Genomic DNA, 19,097 nt, shown 5'->3' with positions numbered 1-19,097 from the left:
CCCCAATGCCCCCCCTGCGCCGCACTGCCCGCTCCCTTCCGATTGCGCTTTTGCGCGCGCGGGAAAGGGTGATGGGGCCGATCCGCGAAATCTTGAACGAAAGCGGCATCTCGGAACAGAAGTTTCGCGTGCTGCGCGTGGTCGAGGAATCCGGCCCGATGGAGCAGACCGCACTGGCGCAGCAGGCCTGTCTGCTGCTGCCGAGCCTGACCCGCATGCTGCGCGCGATGGAGGAGGAAGGGCTGCTCAGCCGTGCCAGCGATCCCGATGACGGGCGCAAATCCATCGTCACCATCACCGATCAGGGCCGTCAGGTGATCCAAGACCACGCGGGTGATGCGGCAGCGCTGTTCTCTGATTTCGAGGCGCGTTTCGGCAAGCAGCGAATGGAAGACCTGCTCGATATGCTCGAAGATCTCGTCAATCTGGACATGCAGAAAAAGACCGACGGGGAAAAGAAAGACTGACGGGAAATGTGTTGGCGGGCAGGGCTATCCCCCGTTAACCGCCCGCCGTACCGCGCAGATCCCCGCCAGCGCCATGCGTCTGCCATCCGCCTCGGTCGCCGGTGCGCCCTGTTGCGACAGCGCCCGCAGATAAAGCGGTACAGCCCCGCCCGTGCCGATCACCGCCAGCGTTTGCCCCAGCCAATAGGCCCGCGCCGCCGCCAGTTCCGCCCCGATCAAAGTGCCCGCCAGTCGCGCCTCTGCGGTAGGCGGCGGGATGTCCTGCAAGGCCAGATCGGCCCGGATGGAGGCAAGCCGCCCCGCCATACGCTCGGGCCGCGACAGCCCATCGCTGAGCGCGTCGTCAAAAGCCGTGTCGTCCAGCGCCGTGCCCTCGGCGGGCGTGTCTTCTCCCAAGAGGTCCAACAATTCTCCCGTCAGGAAGGTCTGGAAACTCACCACTTCGCCTGCGCTGATTTGCGCCCAGACCGAAGTGGCCCCCGGCAGGCAGATCACCCCGTCCCAGTCTTTGTTGAGGCTCAGAAACCCCGCGATGCGCGTTTCGGCCCCTTGCAGCAGACCGCTGGGGGTCTGCTGGCGCAGGGGTGGGATGACCTGAAGGTCGAAGTTGTCGGTGGCGACAGCCGTTGTGCGTTCAGCCGTGGCGGTGCAGGGCACCATGCGCGGCGCGGCATCGGTCCCGCCTGCGGGCATGCCAGCGACGAAGACCGGCAGGCGGGGCAGTTGCCACGGCGCGGTCAGCTTAGCGAGCGCGGCGTCGAAGGCCGCGAGGCCGTCGGGTTCGGGAGTCTCGCCATCGCTCGTGGCGCTCTCTAGCATCGACGCGCCTTGCATGGCCCAGACCTGCAAACGCGCCTCGTGAACCTCTACCGCCAGCCAATCTGCATTGCTCAAACCCGTCATCGCGCTGCCCCCGTCGTGGAATGTCCCGACGGCATAGGCCCTATGGCCTGCGGGTTCAACGCGTCCGCTCCGTGCAAACAGACGAACCACCGATTTGCTTCAAGCCTAAAATATTTATTCTTGAACGAAAAAGCGACTCGCCCTAGGCTCCCTTCCAAAGCGAACCAGAGGGGAATTTCGATGCGTGCAATCTGTCTTGGCGGCGGTCCTGCGGGGCTGTACTTCGCGATCTCTCTCAAGCTGCGCCAGCCCGAGGCCGATGTCACCGTGCTTGAGCGCAACCGCCCCGATGACACCTTCGGCTGGGGCGTCGTGCTCTCGGACGAGACGCTGGACAATCTCGAGGCCAATGATCCCGTCTCGGCCAAGGAAATCCGCCGCCACTTCGCCTATTGGGACGACATCGCGCTGCACCACAAGGGCAACACGATCCTCAGCTCCGGCCACGGTTTCTGCGGCATCGGGCGCAAGCGGCTGCTGCTCATTTTGCAGGAGCGGGCCCGCGAATTGGGTGTGAACCTGCAGTTCGAGACCGAGGTGAAGGCCGCATCGGAATACATGGACGACTACGATCTGGTAGTCGCCTCGGACGGTCTGAACTCCAAGACCCGGATGGAGTTCGAGGACACTTTCAAGCCCGACATCGACGTGCGCCGCTGCCCCTTCGTTTGGCTCGGCACGCATCAGAAATTCGATAATGCCTTCACCTTCATCTTTGAGAAGACCGACAAGGGCTGGATCTGGGTCCATGCCTACCAGTTCGACACGGACACCGCGACTTTCATCGTCGAATGCAGCCAGGAGACCTTCGACGCCTACGGTTTCGGCGAGAAGACGCAGGAAGAGACCATCGCGATCTGCGAAGAGATCTTCAAGGACCACCTCGACGGCCACAAGCTGATGACCAACGCCAGCCACATCCGCGGCTCGGCTTGGATCAAGTTCCCCCGCGTGCTTTGCGAAAAGTGGAGCCACGAGAACGTGGTGCTGCTGGGCGATGCCTCGGCCACGGCGCATTTCTCGATCGGCTCGGGTACGAAGCTGGCGCTGGAATCGGCAATCTCGCTGGCGAAACACGTCAGCGACGACGTCGATCTGCCCACGGCTTTCGAGAAATACGAAGAGGCCCGCCGCCTCGAAGTGTTGCGCCTGCAATCGGCAGCGCGCAACTCGGTCGAATGGTTCGAGGACGTAGAGCGTTACCTCGACCTCGACCCGGTGCAGTTGAACTACTCCATGCTGACCCGCAGCCAGCGGATCAGCCACGAGAACCTGCGCGAGCGCGACCCGAAGTGGCTCGAGGGGGCCGAGAAATGGTTCCTCGAACAGGCCGGCGCCGACACCAACGGCCCGATCCGCGCGCCGATGTTCGCGCCGTTTCAACTGCGCAACATGAAGCTCAACAACCGCATCGTCGTCTCGCCCATGGCGCAGTACAAGGCCGTGGACGGTTGCCCGACGGACTGGCATTTCGTGCATTACGCCGAACGGGCCAAGGGTGGGGCAGGGCTGGTCTATACCGAGATGACCTGTGTGTCCCCCGAGGGGCGGATCACGCCGGGCTGCCCCGGCCTCTACGCGCCCGAGCACGAGGCGGCGTGGAAGCGGCTCACGGATTTTGTCCATGCCGAGACCGACGCCAAGATCTGCTGCCAGATCGGCCACTCTGGGCGCAAAGGCTCGACCCAGCTCGGCTGGGAAGAAATGGACGCGCCGCTGAAAGCTGGCAATTGGGAGATCATCTCGGCCTCGCCGATCCCGTGGTCGGAAAACAACGGCGTGCCGCGTGAGGCGACCCGCGAAGACATGGACCAGATCCGCGACGAATTTGTCGAGGCGGCCCGTATGGCCGACCGCGCCAATTTCGACATGATCGAACTGCACGCGGCCCACGGTTACCTGATCTCGTCGTTCATCTCGCCCCTGTCGAACCAGCGCGAGGATGAATACGGCGGCAGCCTTGAGAACCGCATGCGCTACCCGCTCGAAGTCTTCCGCGCCATGCGCGACGCATGGCCCGAGGAAAAGCCGATGGCGGTGCGTATCTCGGCCAACGATTGGGTCGAGGAAGTCGGCGTCATGCCCGAGGAAGCGGTCGAGATCGCGCGCATGTTCAGTGAAGCCGGGGCCGATATCATCGACGTCTCGGCGGGTCAGACCTCGAAACAGGCCAAGCCGGTCTACGGCCGCATGTTCCAGACCCCCTTCAGCGACCGCATCCGCAACGACGGCGGGATCAAGACCATGGCCGTGGGCAATATCTACGAGGCCGACCACGTCAATTCGATCCTGATGGCGGGCCGCGCCGATCTGGTCTGCCTCGCCCGCCCGCATCTGGCGGATCCCTATTGGACCTTGCACGCCGCCGCCGCCATCGGCGACCGCCACGCTGACTGGCCGCTGCCCTACGGCCCGGGCCGCGATCAGGCATGGCGTCTGGCGGACCGCGCGGCGGAAATGGAGAAGGTATGAGCCATATCGTCATCACCGGAGGCGGCACCGGCGTGGGGGCCGAGATCGCCCATGCGGTGGCCGCCACCGGCGCCAAGGTGACCATCATGGGCCGCCGCGAAGCCCCCCTGCGCGAGCAGGGGTTGCCGTTCCAGACCTGCGACGTGACCGATCCGGAGGCCGTGCAAGCCGCCTTCGCCGCCGCGCGCGCTGAGAATGGCCCCATCACCGGCGTCGTCGCCAATGCGGGTGCTGCCCATTCCGCGCCTTTCCACAAGATCACCGCGCAGGACATAACCGACATGATGGCGGTCAATGTCACCGGCGTCTTCAACGTTTGGCAGGCGGCACTGGCGGAGATGAAGGAGGCCGGGCAGGGGCGGCTGATCGCCGTGGCCTCCACCGCGGGGCTCAAGGGCTATCCATATGTCGCGGGCTATGTCGCGGCGAAACACGGTGTCGTCGGCCTCACCCGCGCGCTGGCGCTGGAACTGGCGCGCACGGGCATCACGGTGAACGCAATCTGCCCCGGTTTCATCGACACGCCGCTTCTGGAACGCTCGGTCGAGAATATCACCGAGACCACGGGCAAGAACGCCGAGGAGGCCCGCGCCCTGCTGAAACGCGCCAGCCCGCAGAACCGTTTCGTGGAGACCTCCGAGGTCGCCGGCGCCGTGCTCTATCTGCTCTCAGATGCCGCGGCTTCGGTCAACGGCCACGCGCTGGCGCTATCGGGGGGCGAGGTGTGAGCAACGCGGCCAAGGATCGTGTCCGGCTCTGGCTACGGCTGCTGAAAGTGGTGCGCGGGCTGGAACAGGAACTGCGCGACAGGCTGCGGCGCGAGCATAACACTACGCTGCCGCGTTTCGACGTGATGTCGGCCCTCTCGCGCCATCCCGAGGGGCTGAAGATGAGCCAGCTTTCCGGCGTGCTGCGGGTGTCCAACGGCAATGTCACCGGCATCGCCGACCGCCTCAGCGAAGAGGGGCTGGTGGAGCGCATCCCGGTGCCGGGCGACCGGCGTGCGATGATGCTGCGGCTGACGCCTGAGGGGGCGGCGCAATTCGCCCGCCAAGCGCAGGCGCATGAAGACTGGATCAACGAAAAACTGCGCGGAATCTCCTCCGAGGAAGCCCGCGCCATGGCGGCCCGCCTACAGGCCTTCGCCGCCCAAACGGAAGAAGAGGAAAAAGCCAATGCGCAGTGACGTGACGCATTTTCAATGCGAGATCAAAGGCCGGATCGCCACCGTGCGGCTCGACCGGCCCGACCGCAAGAACCCGCTGACCTTCGACAGCTACGCCGAGCTGCGCGACTGGTTCCGCGATCTGGTCTATGCCGATGACGTCGATGTGGTGATCTTTGGCTCCAATGGCGGCAACTTTAGCTCCGGCGGCGATGTGCATGATATCATTGGTCCTTTGACCAAGATGAACATGAAGGAATTGCTGCAATTCACCCGCATGACTGGCGATCTGGTCAAGGCCATCGTCAACTGTGGCAAACCGGTGATCGCCGCCGTCGACGGTGTCTGCGTCGGCGCGGGCGCGATCATTGCCATGGCATCGGACCTGCGGTTGGCGACGGCGGAGGCCAAGACGGCCTTCCTCTTCACCCGCGTGGGCCTCGCGGGTTGCGACATGGGCGCCTGCGCGATCCTGCCGCGCATCATCGGCCAGACGCGGGCCGCGGAATTGCTCTACACCGGCCGCGCCATGTCGGCCGAAGAGGGCGAACGCTGGGGCTTCTACAACCGGCTGGTGACGGGCGAGACGCTGGAGGAAGAGGCCATGGCACTGGCAAAGAAAATCCAGGCCGGCCCCAATTTCGCGCATATGATGACCAAGACGATGCTGGCGCAGGAATGGGCCATGTCGATCGAACAGGCGATCGAGGCCGAGGCGCAGGCGCAGGCGATCTGCATGCAAACGGGTGATTTCGAGCGCGCCTACAACGCCTTCGTCGCCAAGGAGCGCCCAGTCTTCGAAGGGGATTGAGCCGAATACGAAAGCCAAAAGATAACACGCGGGGAGGCGTAACCATGGCTGACAAAAGTTTTCTCGACTGGCCGTTTTTCGAGCCGCGCCACAAGGAGTTGGCGCTGAAGCTCGATGAATGGGCCGGGCGCGAGTTGAAGAATGTGGATCACGGCGACACCGACGGGGCTTGCCGTGATCTGGTGACGATGATGGGCCAAGACGGCTGGCTGCGCCACAGCGGGGCCGAGGGCAGCGAGGTGCTCGACGTTCGCACCCTTTGTCTGATCCGCGAAACGCTGGCGCGGCACGATGGGCTGGCGGACTTTTCTTTTGCGATGCAAGGACTTGGCACCGGCGCGATTTCGCTCTTCGGGACCGATGAGCAGAAGGCCGAATGGCTGCCCAAGACCCGCTCGGGGCAGGCGATCTCGGCCTTTGCCCTGACCGAGCCGCAGTCCGGCTCGGACGTGGCAAATTCCACCATGACCGCGACGCCGGATGGCAACGGCTATGTGCTCGACGGGCGCAAGACGTGGATTTCCAACGGCGGCATCGCGGATGTCTACACTGTCTTTGCGCGCACCGGGGAGGCGCCGGGCGCCAAGGGGCTTTCCGCCTTCATCGTTCCCGCCGACACGCCGGGGCTCAAGGTCGAGGAACGGCTCGAGGTCATGGCACCGCACCCGCTGGCGACGCTGCATTTCGACGGGGTGAAACTGCCCGGCTCGGCGCTTCTGGGCGAGGCGGGACGCGGCTTCGCCATCGCCATGTCGGTGCTCGACGTCTTTCGCTCCACCGTGGCGGCCGCGGCCCTCGGCTTTGCCCGCCGCGCGCTGGACGAGGCGCTCACCCGCGTGACCAGCCGTCAGGTGCAGGGCGCGCCCTTGAGCGAGTTGCAGATGGTGCAGGGCCATATCGCGGACATGGCGCTCGACGTCGATGCTGCGGCGCTGCTGGTCTACCGTGCTGCCTGGACCAAGGACAGCGGCGCACCGCGCGTCACCCGCGAGGCCGCGATGGCGAAACTCTTTGCCACCGATCAGGCGCAAAAGGTCATCGACAAGGCCGTTCAATTGCACGGCGGCGATGGTGTGCGTAATGGCGAGGCAGTCGAGCGACTTTACCGTGAAATCAGGGCCTTGCGCATTTACGAGGGCGCCTCGGACGTGCAACGTGTTGTCATCGCTCGACAGACTTTGGGAGCCATGTCATGAAGCTGCATCCGACCGGACATGAAGACACATTCGCCCGCGACAACCTGCCGCCCTTCGACCAGTGGCCGGACCTTTTGCTGGAGCGTTTCGACTATCCAGATCGCCTGAATGTCGGCGTCGAACTCACTGATAAAATGGTGGAAAAAGGGTTCGGAGATTGCACCGCGTTGATCGGCAACGGGCGGCGGCGTACCTATAAAGAGTTGTCGGACTGGACCAACCGTTTGGCCGCTGCACTGGTCGAGGATCTGGGCGTGAAGCCGGGCAACAGGGTCCTGATCCGCTCGGCCAACAACCCCGCCATGGTGGCCTGTTGGCTGGCGGCGACCAAGGCGGGGGCGGTGGTCGTTAACACCATGCCGATGCTGCGCGCGGGTGAGCTTTCGGCCATCGTCGACAAGGCCGAAATCACCCATGCGCTTTGCGACACGCGGCTGATGGACGAGATGACGGCCTGTGCCAAGACTTCGAAGTTCCTCAAGACCGTCGCGGGTTTCGACGGCACCAGCAACCACGACGCCGAGTTGGACCGTCTGGCGCTTGAAAAGCCGGTTCATTTTGAGGCGATGGACACCGCGCAGGACGATGTGGCGCTGCTCGGGTTTACATCAGGAACCACCGGTAACCCCAAGGCAACAATGCATTTTCACCGCGATCTTCTGATCATCGCGGATGGCTATGCGCGCGAGGTGCTCAGCGTTACGCCGCAGGACGTCTTTGTCGGTTCGCCGCCCTTGGCCTTCACCTTCGGCCTTGGCGGTCTTGCCGTATTCCCGCTCCGCTTCGGGGCCGCGGCGACGCTCTTGGAAACCGCCAGCCCGCCCAACATGATCGAGATCATCGAGAAGTACAAAGCCACCGTTTGTTTCACCGCCCCCACCGCCTACCGCGCCATGATGCAGGCGATGGAGGAGGGCGCGGACCTTAGCAGCCTGCGTGCCGCCGTGTCCGCCGGTGAGACATTGCCCGCGCCGGTCTACCACGAGTGGCAGGAGAAGACAGGCAAGCCCATGCTCGACGGGATCGGGGCGACGGAGATGCTGCATATCTTCATCTCCAACCGCTTCGACGACCACCGCGCGGCCTGTACCGGCAAGCCCGTGACGGGCTACGAGGCGCGGGTGATCGACGCGGAGGGCAACGAAGTGCCGCGCGGCGAGGTGGGCCGTCTGGCGGTGCGCGGGCCCATCGGTTGCCGCTATCTGGGCGACAAAAGGCAGGCCGATTACGTGAAGGACGGCTGGAACATCACCGGCGACAGTTTCATCATGGACGAAGACGGCTACCTGCATTTCGCCGCCCGCAACGACGATATGATCATCAGTTCGGGCTACAATATCGCCGGGCCGGAGGTCGAAGCCGCACTTCTGAGCCACCCTTGGGTCAGCGAATGCGGTGTGGTCGCCGCCCCCGACGAGGCCCGCGGCTCCATCGTGCAGGCGCATGTGGTTCTGGTCGAGGGTGCGCCAGAAGATGCCAACACCATCAAGACCTTGCAGGACCATGTTAAAGCGACGATTGCCCCTTACAAATACCCACGCGACATCCGTTTCATCAAGGAACTGCCCAAGACCGCGACCGGCAAGATTCAGCGCTTCGCGTTGAGGGAGGGCAAATGAGCACGTTCGACGAAGCCTCCCGTGGCGCCAAGATGGATTTCGCCAAGGACAAGTCCTATGGCGATTACCTCGGGCTGGACCAGATCCTGACCACCGAGAACCCGCTCGACATGGCGCATGACGGGCTGCTGTTCATCATCCAGCACCAGACGTCCGAGCTTTGGATGAAGCTTGCGATCCACGAGTTGACGGCCTGTCGGCAGGCCCTGCAGGCTGGTGATTTGCGCCCCAGTTTCAAGATGTTGACCCGGGTGGCACGGATCTTTGAACAGCTTAACTCGGCTTGGGACGTGCTGCGCACCATGACGCCCAGCGAATACACTCAGTTCCGCCCCTACCTTGGCGCGTCGTCGGGCTTCCAGTCCTACCAGTATCGCCTGATCGAATATCTTCTGGGCAACCGCATCGCGGCGCTGACCAAGCTGCACGAACACACGCCCGAGCCGCACGCGGCGCTTGTGGCGGAGATGCAGCAGCCGAGCCTTTATCAGGTGGCGGTCGATCTGCTTTGTGACCGGATGGGGGTACCCTCGCTCGCGGGCCAGCCCGAGCCGCGTGCATGGGAGGCTAAGCGAGAGGTGCAGAACCTCTGGCAAAAGGTTTATGAAGACCCGGCAACCCATTGGGAACTCTACGAATTGGCCGAGAAACTTGTCGATCTTGAGGATTACTTCCGCCGCTGGCGGTTCAACCACGTCACCACCGTGGAACGCATCATCGGATTCAAGCGCGGTACGGGCGGCACCTCGGGTGTGACGTATCTGCGCAAAATGCTCGAAGTGGAGCTCTTCCCCGAGCTTTGGCATGTGAGAGGAGCGCTGTAAGTGTCTGTTTTGAAAAAAGATCAGTTTGTCCTGCCCGAGGGTGTCATCTACCTCGACGGCAACTCGCTGGGGCCGCTGCCGAAGGCCGCCGCGGCGCGGGTGCAGGAGATGATCACGGACGAATGGGGCGAGATGCTGATCCGCGGCTGGACCAAGGCTGCTTGGATGGAACAGCCCGCCCGCGTCGGCAATATGGTGGCGGGGATCATCGGCGCGCCCGAGGGTTCGGTCGTCATGGGCGACACGCTCTCGATCAAGGTGTTTCAGGCGCTGGCCTCGGCGCTGAAGCTGCGGCCCGGGCGCAAGGTGATCCTGTCGGACAACGGCAACTTCCCGTCGGACCTCTACATGGCCGAGGGGCTGGTGGAGCTGTTGGAGCAGGGCTATGAGCTGCGCACCGTGGCCCCCGAGGAGGTGACGGAAGCCATTGGCGAGGATATCGCCGCCGTGATGCTCACGGAGGTCGATTACCGCACCGGGCGCAAACACGACATGAAGGCGATCACCGAACTGGCCCATGCCAATGGCGCGGTGATGATTTGGGATCTGGCGCATTCCGCGGGCGCGCTGCCGGTGGATTTGGCGAGTAGCAATTGCGAATTCGCCGTGGGCTGCACCTACAAGTACCTTAACGGCGGGCCGGGCGCACCGGGCTTCATCTACGTCCGCCCCGATCTGGCCGACGCGGTGCAGCCGGCGCTCGCGGGCTGGCTCGGGCATCGCCAGCCCTTTGCCTTTGAGCAAAACTACCAGCCCGGGCAGGGGATCGAGCGGATGCGCGTCGGCACGCCGCCGGTCATTCAGCTCACGGCGCTGGAAGTGGCAATGGAGCTTTGGGCCGATGTCGACATGCAGGCGCTGCGCGAGGCCTCGGTGGCGCTGCAGGAGCAGTTCATCGAGGAGATCGAACGCGACGTGCCGCAGCTAACGCTGGCGAGCCCGCGCAACAGCGCTGAACGCGGCAGCCAGGTCTCCTTCCGTTTCGAGGAAGGCTATGCCGCGATGCAGGCGGTGATCGACCGCGGCGTGATTGGCGACTTCCGCGCGCCCGACATCATGCGCTTTGGCTTCACGCCACTTTATCTGGACGCCGAGGATGTCTCCAAGGCGGTCGAGATCATCCGCGACGTGATGGAGAACCGCCTCTGGGACAACGAAAAATACAAGACCCGCGCGCGGGTGACCTGACAGTATCAGGCGCAGGCGTTAAGCTGGCAAAACGATCCAACAAAACGGGCCCGGCAAAGAGGCCCAAACCAACCAAGGGAGACTGAAATGAAGATGAAATCACTGGTGATGGCGGCCTCGGTCGCGGCATTGGCGGCAGGCGGCGCATGGGCCGAAGACGGTAAGGTGAAGGTCGGCATGATCACCACGCTCTCGGGAGGCGGCGCGGGCCTTGGCATTGACGTGCGCGACGGGTTCCTGCTGGCCACCAAGTTGGCCGGGAACGAGAACCTTGAGGTCGTGGTCGAGGACGACCAGCGCAAGCCCGAGATCGCGGTGCAACTGGCCGACAAGATGATCCAATCCGAGAAGGTCGACGTCATGACTGGCATCATCTGGTCCAACCTCGCCATGGCTGTGGTGCCGGCGGCGACGGCGCAGGGCAAGTTCTACCTCTCGCCCAACGCCGGTCCCTCGGCGCTGGCAGGCAAGGGCTGCAACCCGCTTTACTTCAACGTGGCATGGCAGAACGACAACCTGCACGAGGCTGCGGGCGCCTATGCGAACGACGCGGGCTACGCGAACACCTTCATGCTGGCGCCGAACTACCCGGCGGGCAAGGACGCGTTGACCGGCTACAAACGCACCTATGAGGGCGAAGCGGCGGGCGAGGTCTATACCGATCTGGGCCAGACCGACTACGCCGCCGAGATCGCGCAAATCCGCGCCTCGGGCGCCGACAGCGTGTTCTTCTTCCTGCCCGGCGGCATGGGGATTTCCTTCCTCAAGCAATACGCCAACTCGGGCGTGGAACTCCCCGTGGTGGGTCCGGCCTTCAGCTTTGATCAGGGCATCCTTCAGGCCGTGGGCGAAGCCGCTGTTGGGATCAAGAACACCAGCCAGTGGAACAAGGATCTCGACAACGCGGCCAACAAGACCTTTGTCGAAGCCTTTCAGGAGGAATACGACCGTCTGCCCTCGCTTTACGCAAGCCAAGGCTATGACACCGCGAACCTGCTGCTGAGCGCGATGGAAAAGGCCGATGTGTCGGATGCCGAGGCCTTTGGCGCGGCGCTGAAAGAGGCTGATTTCGACAGCGTACGGGGCAAATTCTCGTTTGGTAACAACAACCACCCGATCCAAGACTACTACGTGCGCGAAGTGGTCAAGGAGGGCGATGTCTATACCAACAAGCTCATCGGCCCCTCGCTGACGGATCACGCTGACGCCTACGCGGCCGACTGCAAGATGTAATCCCGCGCGGCCCCGGCGCTGACTTCGGTCGCCCGGGGCCGACAAACTAACGCTTTCACGCCGGGCTTCGTCCGGCGCGCCGGGAGGCTTTGCCAAATGTCATTCATCCTGCTCGTCGAACAGGTGCTGAACGGGGTCCAATCCGGGGTCATGTTGTTTCTCATGGCCGCCGGGCTTACGCTCATCTTCGGGGTTATGGGGCTGATCAATCTCGCCCATGGGTCGCTCTACATGGTCGGCGCTTTTGCTGCGGCGGCGGTGGCGGCGGCTACGGGGTCTTTCCTTCTTGCGCTGGTGGCCGCACTTGCCGCTGCCGCCTTAGCGGGCTGCCTGATCGAGATGACGGTGATCCGCCGCCTTTATGACCGCGACCACCTCGATCAGGTTCTGGCGACCTTCGCGATGATCCTGATTTTCTCCGAGGGCACGCGCTTCTTCTTTGGCTCCTTCCCGCTGTTTCTCGACATTCCCGCCGCGCTGGCGGGGCCGGTGACGCTGCCGGGCGGCATCCAGTATCCGCTTTATCGCCTCGTCATCATCGGCGTGGGCCTTGCCATCGCCGCCGGTCTCTTCCTGCTGATCGCCCGCACCCGCATCGGCATCCAAATCCGCGCGGGCGAGGCCGACCGCGAGATGATTGCCGCGCTCGGTGTCGACATCGCCAAGCTTTACACGCTGATCTTTGCGCTTGGTGCCGCGCTTGCGGGGCTGGCCGGCGCGCTGGTGGGCGCGATCCAATCGGTACAGGTCGGCATGGGCGAACCGGTGCTGATCCTCGCCTTCGTGGTCATCGTCATCGGCGGCATCGGTTCGATCAAGGGCGCGCTTATCGGGGCGCTGCTGGTGGGGCTGACGGACACCTTGGGTTCGGTCCTGCTGCCGCTCTTCTTTGCCAATTTCATGGAGGCTTCGGCCGCGACTTCAGTCGGCTCCTCGCTCGCCTCCATGTCGATCTACATTCTCATGGCGGGGGTCTTGTTGTTCAAACCCACCGGCCTGTTCGGGGAGGCTTGAGCCATGCACCGCGAAACGATCCTGAATACCTTCCTGTTCCTGCTGTTGCCGGTCACGGCGCTGGCCGCCTTTGCCCTCGATGAGCCTTTCATCATCACGCTGGCGACCAAGGCCGCGATCCTCGCGCTAGCCGGAGTGGGGCTGAACATCGCGCTCGGCCTCGGCGGTTTGGTGAGTTTTGGCCACGCGGCTTTCTTCGGGCTCGGCGGCTATGCCATGGGCATCCTCGCGGCCCATGCGCAGAGCTATACGCCGCTGATGGAAAGCCCCTTACTGATCGAGGGGACCAAATCGATGCCGGTGATCTGGCTCGTGGCGATCGTGGTCTCGGCGCTGGCCGCGCTGCTGATCGGCGCGCTGTCTTTGCGCACCTCGGGCGTCTATTTCATCATGGTTACGCTGGCCTTCGGGCAGATGCTCTTTTACTTCGCGATTTCCTGGCCGGCCTATGGCGGCGAGGACGGGCTGTCGATCTATGTGCGCAACGGTTTTCCGGGGCTGAACACGCTCGATCCGCTGACCTTCTTCTGCATCGCCTTTACCATTCTCGCGCTGGTGTTGCTTTTTGCAGGCCGTCTGGCACGGGCGCCCTTCGGGCTCGCGCTTTCGGCCGCGCGTCAGAACGCCGAGCGGGTCGAAAGCGTCGGCCTCGCGCCCTTCCGGCTGCGGCTCGTGGCCTTTGTCATCTCCGGTGCCGTCACCGGCCTTGCGGGCGCGCTATTTGCCGATCTCAACCGTTTCGTCAGCCCCACGATGTTCTCTTGGCAGACCAGCGGCGAGATCATGATTTTCGTGATCCTCGGCGGGGTGGGGCGGCTCTTTGGTCCGGTGGCCGGGGCGGCGCTCTTTATCCTGTTGGAGCATGTTCTGGGCGGGCTGTCGGAGTTCTGGCACATCTACCTCGGCTTCCTTTTGTTGATGGTGGTGCTTTTTGCCCGGGGCGGCATGATCGGCCTGATCGCCGGACGGGAGGTGGCCCATGACTGATATGAATGTTCAACCGCTTCTGGACGTACGCAATCTGAACAAGAGCTTTGGCGCGTTGAAGGCGACGGACGATGTCTCGATCACCCTGCGCCCGGGCGAGATCCATGCGCTAATCGGTCCCAACGGCGCGGGCAAATCGACGCTGATCAAGCAGATCGCGGGCGAACTGCGCTCCGACAGCGGCTCGGTGCATTTCGCGGGGCAGGACGTGACGCCGCTCAGCACCGTGCAGCGGGCGCGGGCGGGGCTGGGGCGGACCTTTCAGATCTCCTCGCTCGCCATGGAATATACCGTGCTGCAGAACGCGGTTCTGGGCGCGCTTGGCCAATCGGGCCGGGTGATGCGCTTCTTCGCCCCTGTGATGCGGCAACAGGAACTGCGGGCCGAGGCGATGCGGGCGCTGGAACTGGTGGGGCTGGCCGATCACGCGGCCACCCGCACCTCGGACCTGTCGCACGGGCAACGCCGGCAACTCGAGGTCGCCGTGGCGCTGACCCTGCGGCCCAAGGTGTTCTTGATGGATGAACCGATGGCCGGTCTCGGGGCAAGTGGCTCGAAAGAGATGACCGGTTTTCTCGACGGGCTGCGCGCCGAGGCGCCGATCCTGCTGGTGGAACACGACATGGACGCGGTCTTTGCCCTGGCGGACCGGATTTCCGTGCTGGTCTACGGGCGCATCATCGCCAGCGGCACAGCGGCCGAGATCAAGGCCGATCCACAGGTCCGCGTGGCCTATCTTGGCGAGGAGGACGCAGCATGAGCCTGCTGGAACTCAAAGACATCACTGCCTCCTACGGGCCGACGCAGGCGCTTTTCGGCGTCGATCTGGCGCTGGAGGCGGGCGAGGTCTGTGCGCTGATGGGGCGCAACGGGATGGGCAAATCCTCGACCATCAAGGTCATCTGCCGGATGCTGAAGCACAGCGGCGGCAGCCTGCATTTCGATGGGCGCGACATCGCGGCGCTGCCTTCGTTCCGCGCCGCGCAGGCGGGGCTGGGGCTGGTGCCCGAAGGGCGGCGTTGTTTCGCGCCGCTGACGGTGCACGAAAACCTCATCGCTGCCGCGCGCCCCGGCGAATGGGACGAGGCGCGGGTGGTCAAGCTCTTCCCCCGTTTGGGGGAGCGGCGGGATCAGGCGGCAGGCTCGCTCTCGGGCGGGGAGCAGCAGATGCTGGCGATTGGCCGCGCGCTGATGACCAACCCGCAACTCCTGCTGTTGGATGAGGCGACCGAGGGGTTGGCCCCGGTGGTGCGCCAAGAAATCTGGGCCGCCGTGGCCGAGCTGAAGCGCGACAGCGGTCTGGCGCTTCTGGTGGTGGACAAATCCCTCGCCGAGCTGCGGCGCGTCGCCGATCACGCCGTTATCCTCGAACGTGGCCGCTCGGTCTGGTCTGGTCCGATGCCCGCGCTCGATTCCCAAATCGCCGACCAATTCCTCGGCGTGTGACTGTTAACAAAAAGGAACACGACATGTCGCATCAAATCATTCAGCCCGAAGGTTGGGCCCCCGCGAAAGGCTATGCAAACGGCATGCTGAGCGGGGATGGCCATCTGTTCGTCGGCGGTCAGATCGGCTGGACCGCCGAGCAGAAGTTCGAATGCCATGACTTCATCGGCCAGATGAAACAGGCGCTGCAAAACATCCGCGACGTGGTCGAAGCCGCCGGCGGCACGCCCGAGGATATCACCCGGCTGACGTGGTATGTCACGGATAAGAAAGAATATCTCGCCGCGCAAAAGGACGTGGGCCGGGCCTATCGCGAGGTCATGGGTAAGCATTTCCCAGCCATGGCGATGGTGGTCGTCGCCGGTCTGGTCGAGGATGAGGCCAAGCTTGAGATCGAAGCCGACGCGGTGATCGCGCGCTAAGCCAAGCCGCCGTCGGGGTCACCCCCGGCGGCGCAGCACCGGAAGGGCCGCCGAAAAGGCGGAGGAAAGTGCAAAGAGACCCGCCGCGATGCTGACGATGCTCGGCCCTGTCGGTGTGTCGAACTCCAATGAGGCCAGCAGCCCCCCGAGCGCCGCTACCGCGCCCAGACCCATGGCCCAAAAAGCCATGGTTTCCGGCGTGCGGGCAAAGGGGCGGGCGGTGGCGGCGGGGATGATCAGCATCGCCGCGATCAGCAACGCGCCGACCACTTTGATCGCCACCGCGACCATGATCGCCAGCGCCAGCGTCAGGATCAACTGCTCGCGCCGGGGATTGCCGCCTGCGGCCTGTGCCAGATCGGGGTTCAACGTCGCCGCCAACAGCGCCGACCAGCGCCACGCCAGCAACAGCGCCACCGCGACGGCTCCACCCCAGATCACGCCAAGGTCAAAGCGCGTGACGGCGAGGATTTCACCAAAGAGGTAGGACGACAGATCGACCCGCTGTCCCGGCAGCAGTGAGACAGCCACCAAACCAAGCGCCAGCGCGGAATGGGCCATCACGCCCAAAAGCGCGTCGGCGCTGACATTGCGGCCCGAAAGCGTGCTGATCACCAGCGCCATGACGAGCGCCACTAAAAGCACGCCCGCGGTGATCGGCAGATCGGTCGCCAGCGCCAGCGCCACGCCCAAGAGGGCGGCATGGCTGGTGGCATCGCCGAAATAGGCCATGCGGCGCCAGATCACGAAACAGCCCAAAGGGGCGGCGGCCAGCGCTACGCCAAGACCCGCGAGGGCGGCGCGCAGAATGAAATCGTCAAGCATTCTCAATCTCTTGGTGGTGGCCGTCACAGGCGGCGCCGTGATGGTGGTGGTGATGGTCGTGATCGTGCCGGTAGAGCGCCAGCGCCCCTTGGGTGCCGCTGCCAAAGAGGGCGCGGTATTCGGGCGCTTCGGAGACCGTCTCGGGCGTGCCTTCGCAGCAGACATGGCCGTTGAGGCAGAGCACACGGTCGCTCGCCGCCATGACGACGTGCAGATCATGGCTGACCATCAGCACGGCGCAACCGAGGTCTTGGCGCACGGCTTCGATCTGGCGGTAAAAGGCGGCGGAGCCGGGCTGGTCCAGCCCCTGCGTCGCCTCGTCGAGGATCAGCAGATCGGGCCTTTCCAGCAGGGCGCGGGCCAGCAGCACGCGTTGGAATTGCCCGCCCGAGAGGTCGACCATCTGCCGCTCTGCCAGTTCCGGCACGCCAGCGGTGGCCAGCGCGTCGCGGATCGCTTCGGGCTTCTGGCGGCGGGGCAGGTTGATGAAACGGCGCACGGTGAGCGGCAGGGTCGCGTCGATTTGCAGCTTTTGCGGCACATAGCCGATGCGCAGCCCCGGTTTGCGGGTGATCTTGCCCGCAGCCGGTTTCAGCGCGCCGATCAGCGCGCGCAGCAGGCTGGATTTGCCCGACCCGTTGGGGCCGACGATGGTGACGATCTCACCAGCGTCGATATTGAAGTTCACGTCGCGCAGGGCGATCTGACCGTCGTGGCGCAGGGTCAGGCCGCGCGTATTGATCAGGCTCATGCACCGGGCTCCTGACAGGCGGGGCAGAGGCCCTCGGCCTCGACCACGCTGCGCTCAATGCGGAACCCGGCGGCGCGGGCGGCATCGCCAAGGCGGCTTTTGTTCGGGGTGGTGTCGGCCTCCGCCACCGAGCGGCAGCTGCGGCAGATCAGAAAGGCGGGCGCGTGGTCTTCGCCCGGATGCACGCAGCCGACATAGGCGTTAAGCGCTTCGATCTTATGGGCAAGCCCCGCCTTCACCAGAAAATCCAAGGCGCGATAGGCCACGGGGGGCTGCGCGCCCAGACCCTCGGCCGACAGTCGGGCGAGCAGGTCATAGGCGCCCAAGGCGCGGTGTTCCGACAGCAGGATCTCCAGCGCGCGGCGGCGCACCGGGGTCAGCCGCAGGCCGCGTTCGGCGCATTGCGCTTCGGCCACCTGCATGGTGCTCCGCACGCAGGCGGCGTGGTCATGATCACTAAATCCTATGGGGCGCATGGGAAACCTCAATTCGTTTCGGTATTGATATGTTATAACAGCGGTGTTAGCAAGGTGATACTATAACATTTTGAAGGTCTGCCATGTATCGTTTCACGCTCCCCGCCGCCGTTCTCGTCGCTGCTGCGTCGCCGCTTTGGGCGGATGTCCCCGCCGTTGCGACAGATATCGCCCCGGTGCATGGGCTGGTGTCGCAGGTGATGGAAGGGGTCGGCACCCCCGACCTCATCGTGCCGCCGCGCAGCTCGCCCCATGGCTATGCCATGCGCCCCTCCGAGGCGCGCGCGCTGAGCGGGGCCGATTTGGTCGTTTGGGTCGGCCCGTCGCTGACCCCATGGCTGGCCGATCCGCTGCAATCGCTGGCCAGCAGCGCCAGCCATCTGGCCTTGATGGAGCAGCCCGGCGCGCGGGTTCTGGCCTTCCGCGAAGGGGCGACCTTTGAGCCGCATAGCCACGGTAATGAGGGGCATGAGGGTCACGAGGGCCATGATCACGCCGAGGAAGGGCATGACCACGACGCGCATGGGCATGATGACGACGGCCACGAGGAACATGACCACGAGGGGCACGACCACGGGGATCATGACGATCACGGACATGGCGAGAAGGATCACGACGACCACGGCCATGACGACCACGGTCACGACGACCACGATCATGACGATCACGGCCACGACGACCACGGCCATGAAGGTCACGATCACGCCCATGACGGCGACGATCCCCACGTCTGGCTCGACCCGCGCAACGGGCAGCTTTGGCTGGGCCAGATCGCCGAGGCGCTGGCGGAGCTAGACCCCGAGAACGCCGCGCAATACCGTGAGAACGCCGAGGCCGCTCAGGCCGAGCTTGCGGTCTTGGAGGAAGACATCGCCGAGACTCTCGCCCCGGTCAAAGACCGCCCCTTCATCGTCTTCCATGACGCCTACCACTATTTCGAAGCGCGTTTCGACATCGAAGCCCGTGGCGCCATCAGCGAGAATGACGCCCGCGCCCCGGGGGCTGCGCGTGTGGCAGAGCTGCGCGACCTAGTGGCCGAGAGCGGCGCGAAATGCGTCTTTGCCGAGCCGCAGTTCAACCCCGGCCTGATTGCCGCCGTGACCGAAGGGCAGGAGACCGGGACCGGCACGCTTGACCCGATCGGCGCGGATCTGGAACTGGGTGTTTCTTTCTACCCCGAACTGCTGCGCGGCATGGCGCAGAGCATGTCTGACTGCCTGTCGGACTGATTTAGGCGCTGGCCGAACAGAACGGCCAAAAAAAACAGCCCAATAAAAAGTGGTGCAGCCGGGGAAGCT

At 64.4% G+C, this 19,097-nt stretch carries 20 protein-coding genes; 16 read left to right on the top strand and 4 right to left on the bottom strand.

Going from position 1 to position 19,097, the window contains the following annotated elements; translation table 11 throughout:
* Positions 1–5: 5 nt before the first annotated feature.
* Positions 6–467: a homoprotocatechuate degradation operon regulator HpaR gene (gene hpaR, locus ACGYK9_RS03315; RefSeq protein WP_271689953.1), complete on the top strand. Its 462-nt coding sequence runs from the start codon at positions 6–8 to the stop codon at positions 465–467.
* Positions 468–491: 24 nt separating this feature from the next.
* On the opposite strand, the gene ACGYK9_RS03310 is transcribed toward hpaR, so the two are convergent.
* Positions 492–1,370 carry a 2-dehydro-3-deoxygalactonokinase gene (locus ACGYK9_RS03310; protein WP_394408524.1) on the bottom strand — a complete coding sequence of 293 codons (879 nt, stop codon included), beginning with the start codon at positions 1,368–1,370 and terminating at the stop codon, positions 492–494.
* Positions 1,371–1,550: 180 nt separating this feature from the next.
* Between ACGYK9_RS03310 and ACGYK9_RS03305 the strand changes: the two genes are divergently transcribed.
* The 14 genes from ACGYK9_RS03305 to ACGYK9_RS03240 all read left to right on the top strand — a co-directional run bounded on the left by ACGYK9_RS03305 (position 1,551) and on the right by ACGYK9_RS03240 (position 15,747).
* A complete protein-coding gene (locus tag ACGYK9_RS03305; RefSeq protein WP_394408521.1) occupies positions 1,551–3,842 on the top strand; it encodes a bifunctional salicylyl-CoA 5-hydroxylase/oxidoreductase in 2,292 nt (763 codons plus the stop codon).
* A complete protein-coding gene (locus ACGYK9_RS03300; protein ID WP_394408518.1) occupies positions 3,839–4,570 on the top strand; it encodes an SDR family NAD(P)-dependent oxidoreductase in 732 nt (243 codons plus the stop codon). Before ACGYK9_RS03305 ends, ACGYK9_RS03300 begins: the two co-directional genes overlap by 4 nt.
* Positions 4,567–5,028, top strand: coding sequence for a MarR family winged helix-turn-helix transcriptional regulator (locus ACGYK9_RS03295; protein ID WP_271689827.1), 462 nt, complete (start codon positions 4,567–4,569; stop codon positions 5,026–5,028). Before ACGYK9_RS03300 ends, ACGYK9_RS03295 begins: the two co-directional genes overlap by 4 nt.
* Positions 5,018–5,818, top strand: a complete 801-nt coding sequence (locus ACGYK9_RS03290) for an enoyl-CoA hydratase family protein (RefSeq protein ID WP_394408515.1) — start codon at positions 5,018–5,020, stop codon at positions 5,816–5,818. The genes ACGYK9_RS03295 and ACGYK9_RS03290 overlap by 11 nt, the downstream gene beginning before the upstream one ends.
* A gap of 44 nt (positions 5,819–5,862) precedes the next feature.
* Entirely contained in the window at positions 5,863–7,014 is a 1,152-nt protein-coding gene (locus tag ACGYK9_RS03285) for an acyl-CoA dehydrogenase family protein (RefSeq protein WP_394408512.1), read from the top strand.
* Positions 7,011–8,633 carry an AMP-binding protein gene (locus ACGYK9_RS03280; protein WP_394408509.1) on the top strand — a complete coding sequence of 541 codons (1,623 nt, stop codon included), beginning with the start codon at positions 7,011–7,013 and terminating at the stop codon, positions 8,631–8,633. The genes ACGYK9_RS03285 and ACGYK9_RS03280 overlap by 4 nt, the downstream gene beginning before the upstream one ends.
* Positions 8,630–9,457 carry a tryptophan 2,3-dioxygenase gene (locus ACGYK9_RS03275; RefSeq protein WP_394408506.1) on the top strand — a complete coding sequence of 276 codons (828 nt, stop codon included), beginning with the start codon at positions 8,630–8,632 and terminating at the stop codon, positions 9,455–9,457. The genes ACGYK9_RS03280 and ACGYK9_RS03275 overlap by 4 nt, the downstream gene beginning before the upstream one ends.
* Positions 9,458–10,645 (top strand): kynureninase, encoded by a 1,188-nt coding sequence (kynU, locus tag ACGYK9_RS03270; RefSeq protein ID WP_394408503.1) that lies wholly within the window; start codon positions 9,458–9,460, stop codon positions 10,643–10,645. It abuts the gene before it with no gap.
* Between the two features lie 87 nt (positions 10,646–10,732).
* The gene (locus ACGYK9_RS03265; protein WP_394408500.1) at positions 10,733–11,878 is read left to right on the top strand and encodes an ABC transporter substrate-binding protein; all 1,146 of its coding nucleotides are present in this window, start codon (positions 10,733–10,735) and stop codon (positions 11,876–11,878) included.
* Between the two features lie 96 nt (positions 11,879–11,974).
* A complete protein-coding gene (locus ACGYK9_RS03260) occupies positions 11,975–12,892 on the top strand; it encodes a branched-chain amino acid ABC transporter permease (protein ID WP_394408497.1) in 918 nt (305 codons plus the stop codon).
* Positions 12,893–12,895: 3 nt separating this feature from the next.
* Positions 12,896–13,879 (top strand): branched-chain amino acid ABC transporter permease, encoded by a 984-nt coding sequence (locus tag ACGYK9_RS03255; protein ID WP_394408494.1) that lies wholly within the window; start codon positions 12,896–12,898, stop codon positions 13,877–13,879.
* Positions 13,872–14,639 carry an ABC transporter ATP-binding protein gene (locus tag ACGYK9_RS03250; RefSeq protein WP_394408491.1) on the top strand — a complete coding sequence of 256 codons (768 nt, stop codon included), beginning with the start codon at positions 13,872–13,874 and terminating at the stop codon, positions 14,637–14,639. The genes ACGYK9_RS03255 and ACGYK9_RS03250 overlap by 8 nt, the downstream gene beginning before the upstream one ends.
* Positions 14,636–15,325 carry an ABC transporter ATP-binding protein gene (locus ACGYK9_RS03245; RefSeq protein ID WP_394408488.1) on the top strand — a complete coding sequence of 230 codons (690 nt, stop codon included), beginning with the start codon at positions 14,636–14,638 and terminating at the stop codon, positions 15,323–15,325. The genes ACGYK9_RS03250 and ACGYK9_RS03245 overlap by 4 nt, the downstream gene beginning before the upstream one ends.
* 23 nt (positions 15,326–15,348) lie before the next feature.
* A complete protein-coding gene (locus ACGYK9_RS03240; protein WP_394408485.1) occupies positions 15,349–15,747 on the top strand; it encodes a RidA family protein in 399 nt (132 codons plus the stop codon).
* 18 nt (positions 15,748–15,765) lie between these two features.
* Here the strand turns inward: ACGYK9_RS03240 and ACGYK9_RS03235 are convergent, their stop codons facing one another.
* Genes ACGYK9_RS03235 through ACGYK9_RS03225 form a run of 3 tightly spaced genes read right to left on the bottom strand, consistent with a single transcriptional unit; the run spans position 15,766 to position 17,799 of the window.
* The gene (locus ACGYK9_RS03235; RefSeq protein WP_394408482.1) at positions 15,766–16,572 is read right to left on the bottom strand and encodes a metal ABC transporter permease; all 807 of its coding nucleotides are present in this window, start codon (positions 16,570–16,572) and stop codon (positions 15,766–15,768) included.
* Entirely contained in the window at positions 16,565–17,323 is a 759-nt protein-coding gene (locus tag ACGYK9_RS03230; protein WP_394408479.1) for a metal ABC transporter ATP-binding protein, read from the bottom strand. The genes ACGYK9_RS03235 and ACGYK9_RS03230 overlap by 8 nt, the downstream gene beginning before the upstream one ends.
* Positions 17,320–17,799 carry a Fur family transcriptional regulator gene (locus ACGYK9_RS03225; protein WP_067267520.1) on the bottom strand — a complete coding sequence of 160 codons (480 nt, stop codon included), beginning with the start codon at positions 17,797–17,799 and terminating at the stop codon, positions 17,320–17,322. The genes ACGYK9_RS03230 and ACGYK9_RS03225 overlap by 4 nt, the downstream gene beginning before the upstream one ends.
* A gap of 83 nt (positions 17,800–17,882) precedes the next feature.
* On the opposite strand from ACGYK9_RS03225, the gene ACGYK9_RS03220 reads away from it, so the two are divergent.
* Complete coding sequence (locus ACGYK9_RS03220; protein WP_394408476.1) at positions 17,883–19,028, top strand: zinc ABC transporter substrate-binding protein; 1,146 nt, start codon at positions 17,883–17,885, stop codon at positions 19,026–19,028.
* The last annotated feature ends 69 nt before the right edge of the window (positions 19,029–19,097 follow it).

Origin of the sequence: Sulfitobacter sp. 1A15258, from assembly GCF_043557045.1 — a bacterium.
In the GTDB taxonomy this organism is placed as follows: Bacteria; Pseudomonadota; Alphaproteobacteria; order Rhodobacterales; family Rhodobacteraceae; genus Sulfitobacter; species Sulfitobacter faviae.
Note: the sequence above shows the minus strand (reverse complement) of the source record. Positions and strands in the feature narration are given on the sequence as shown.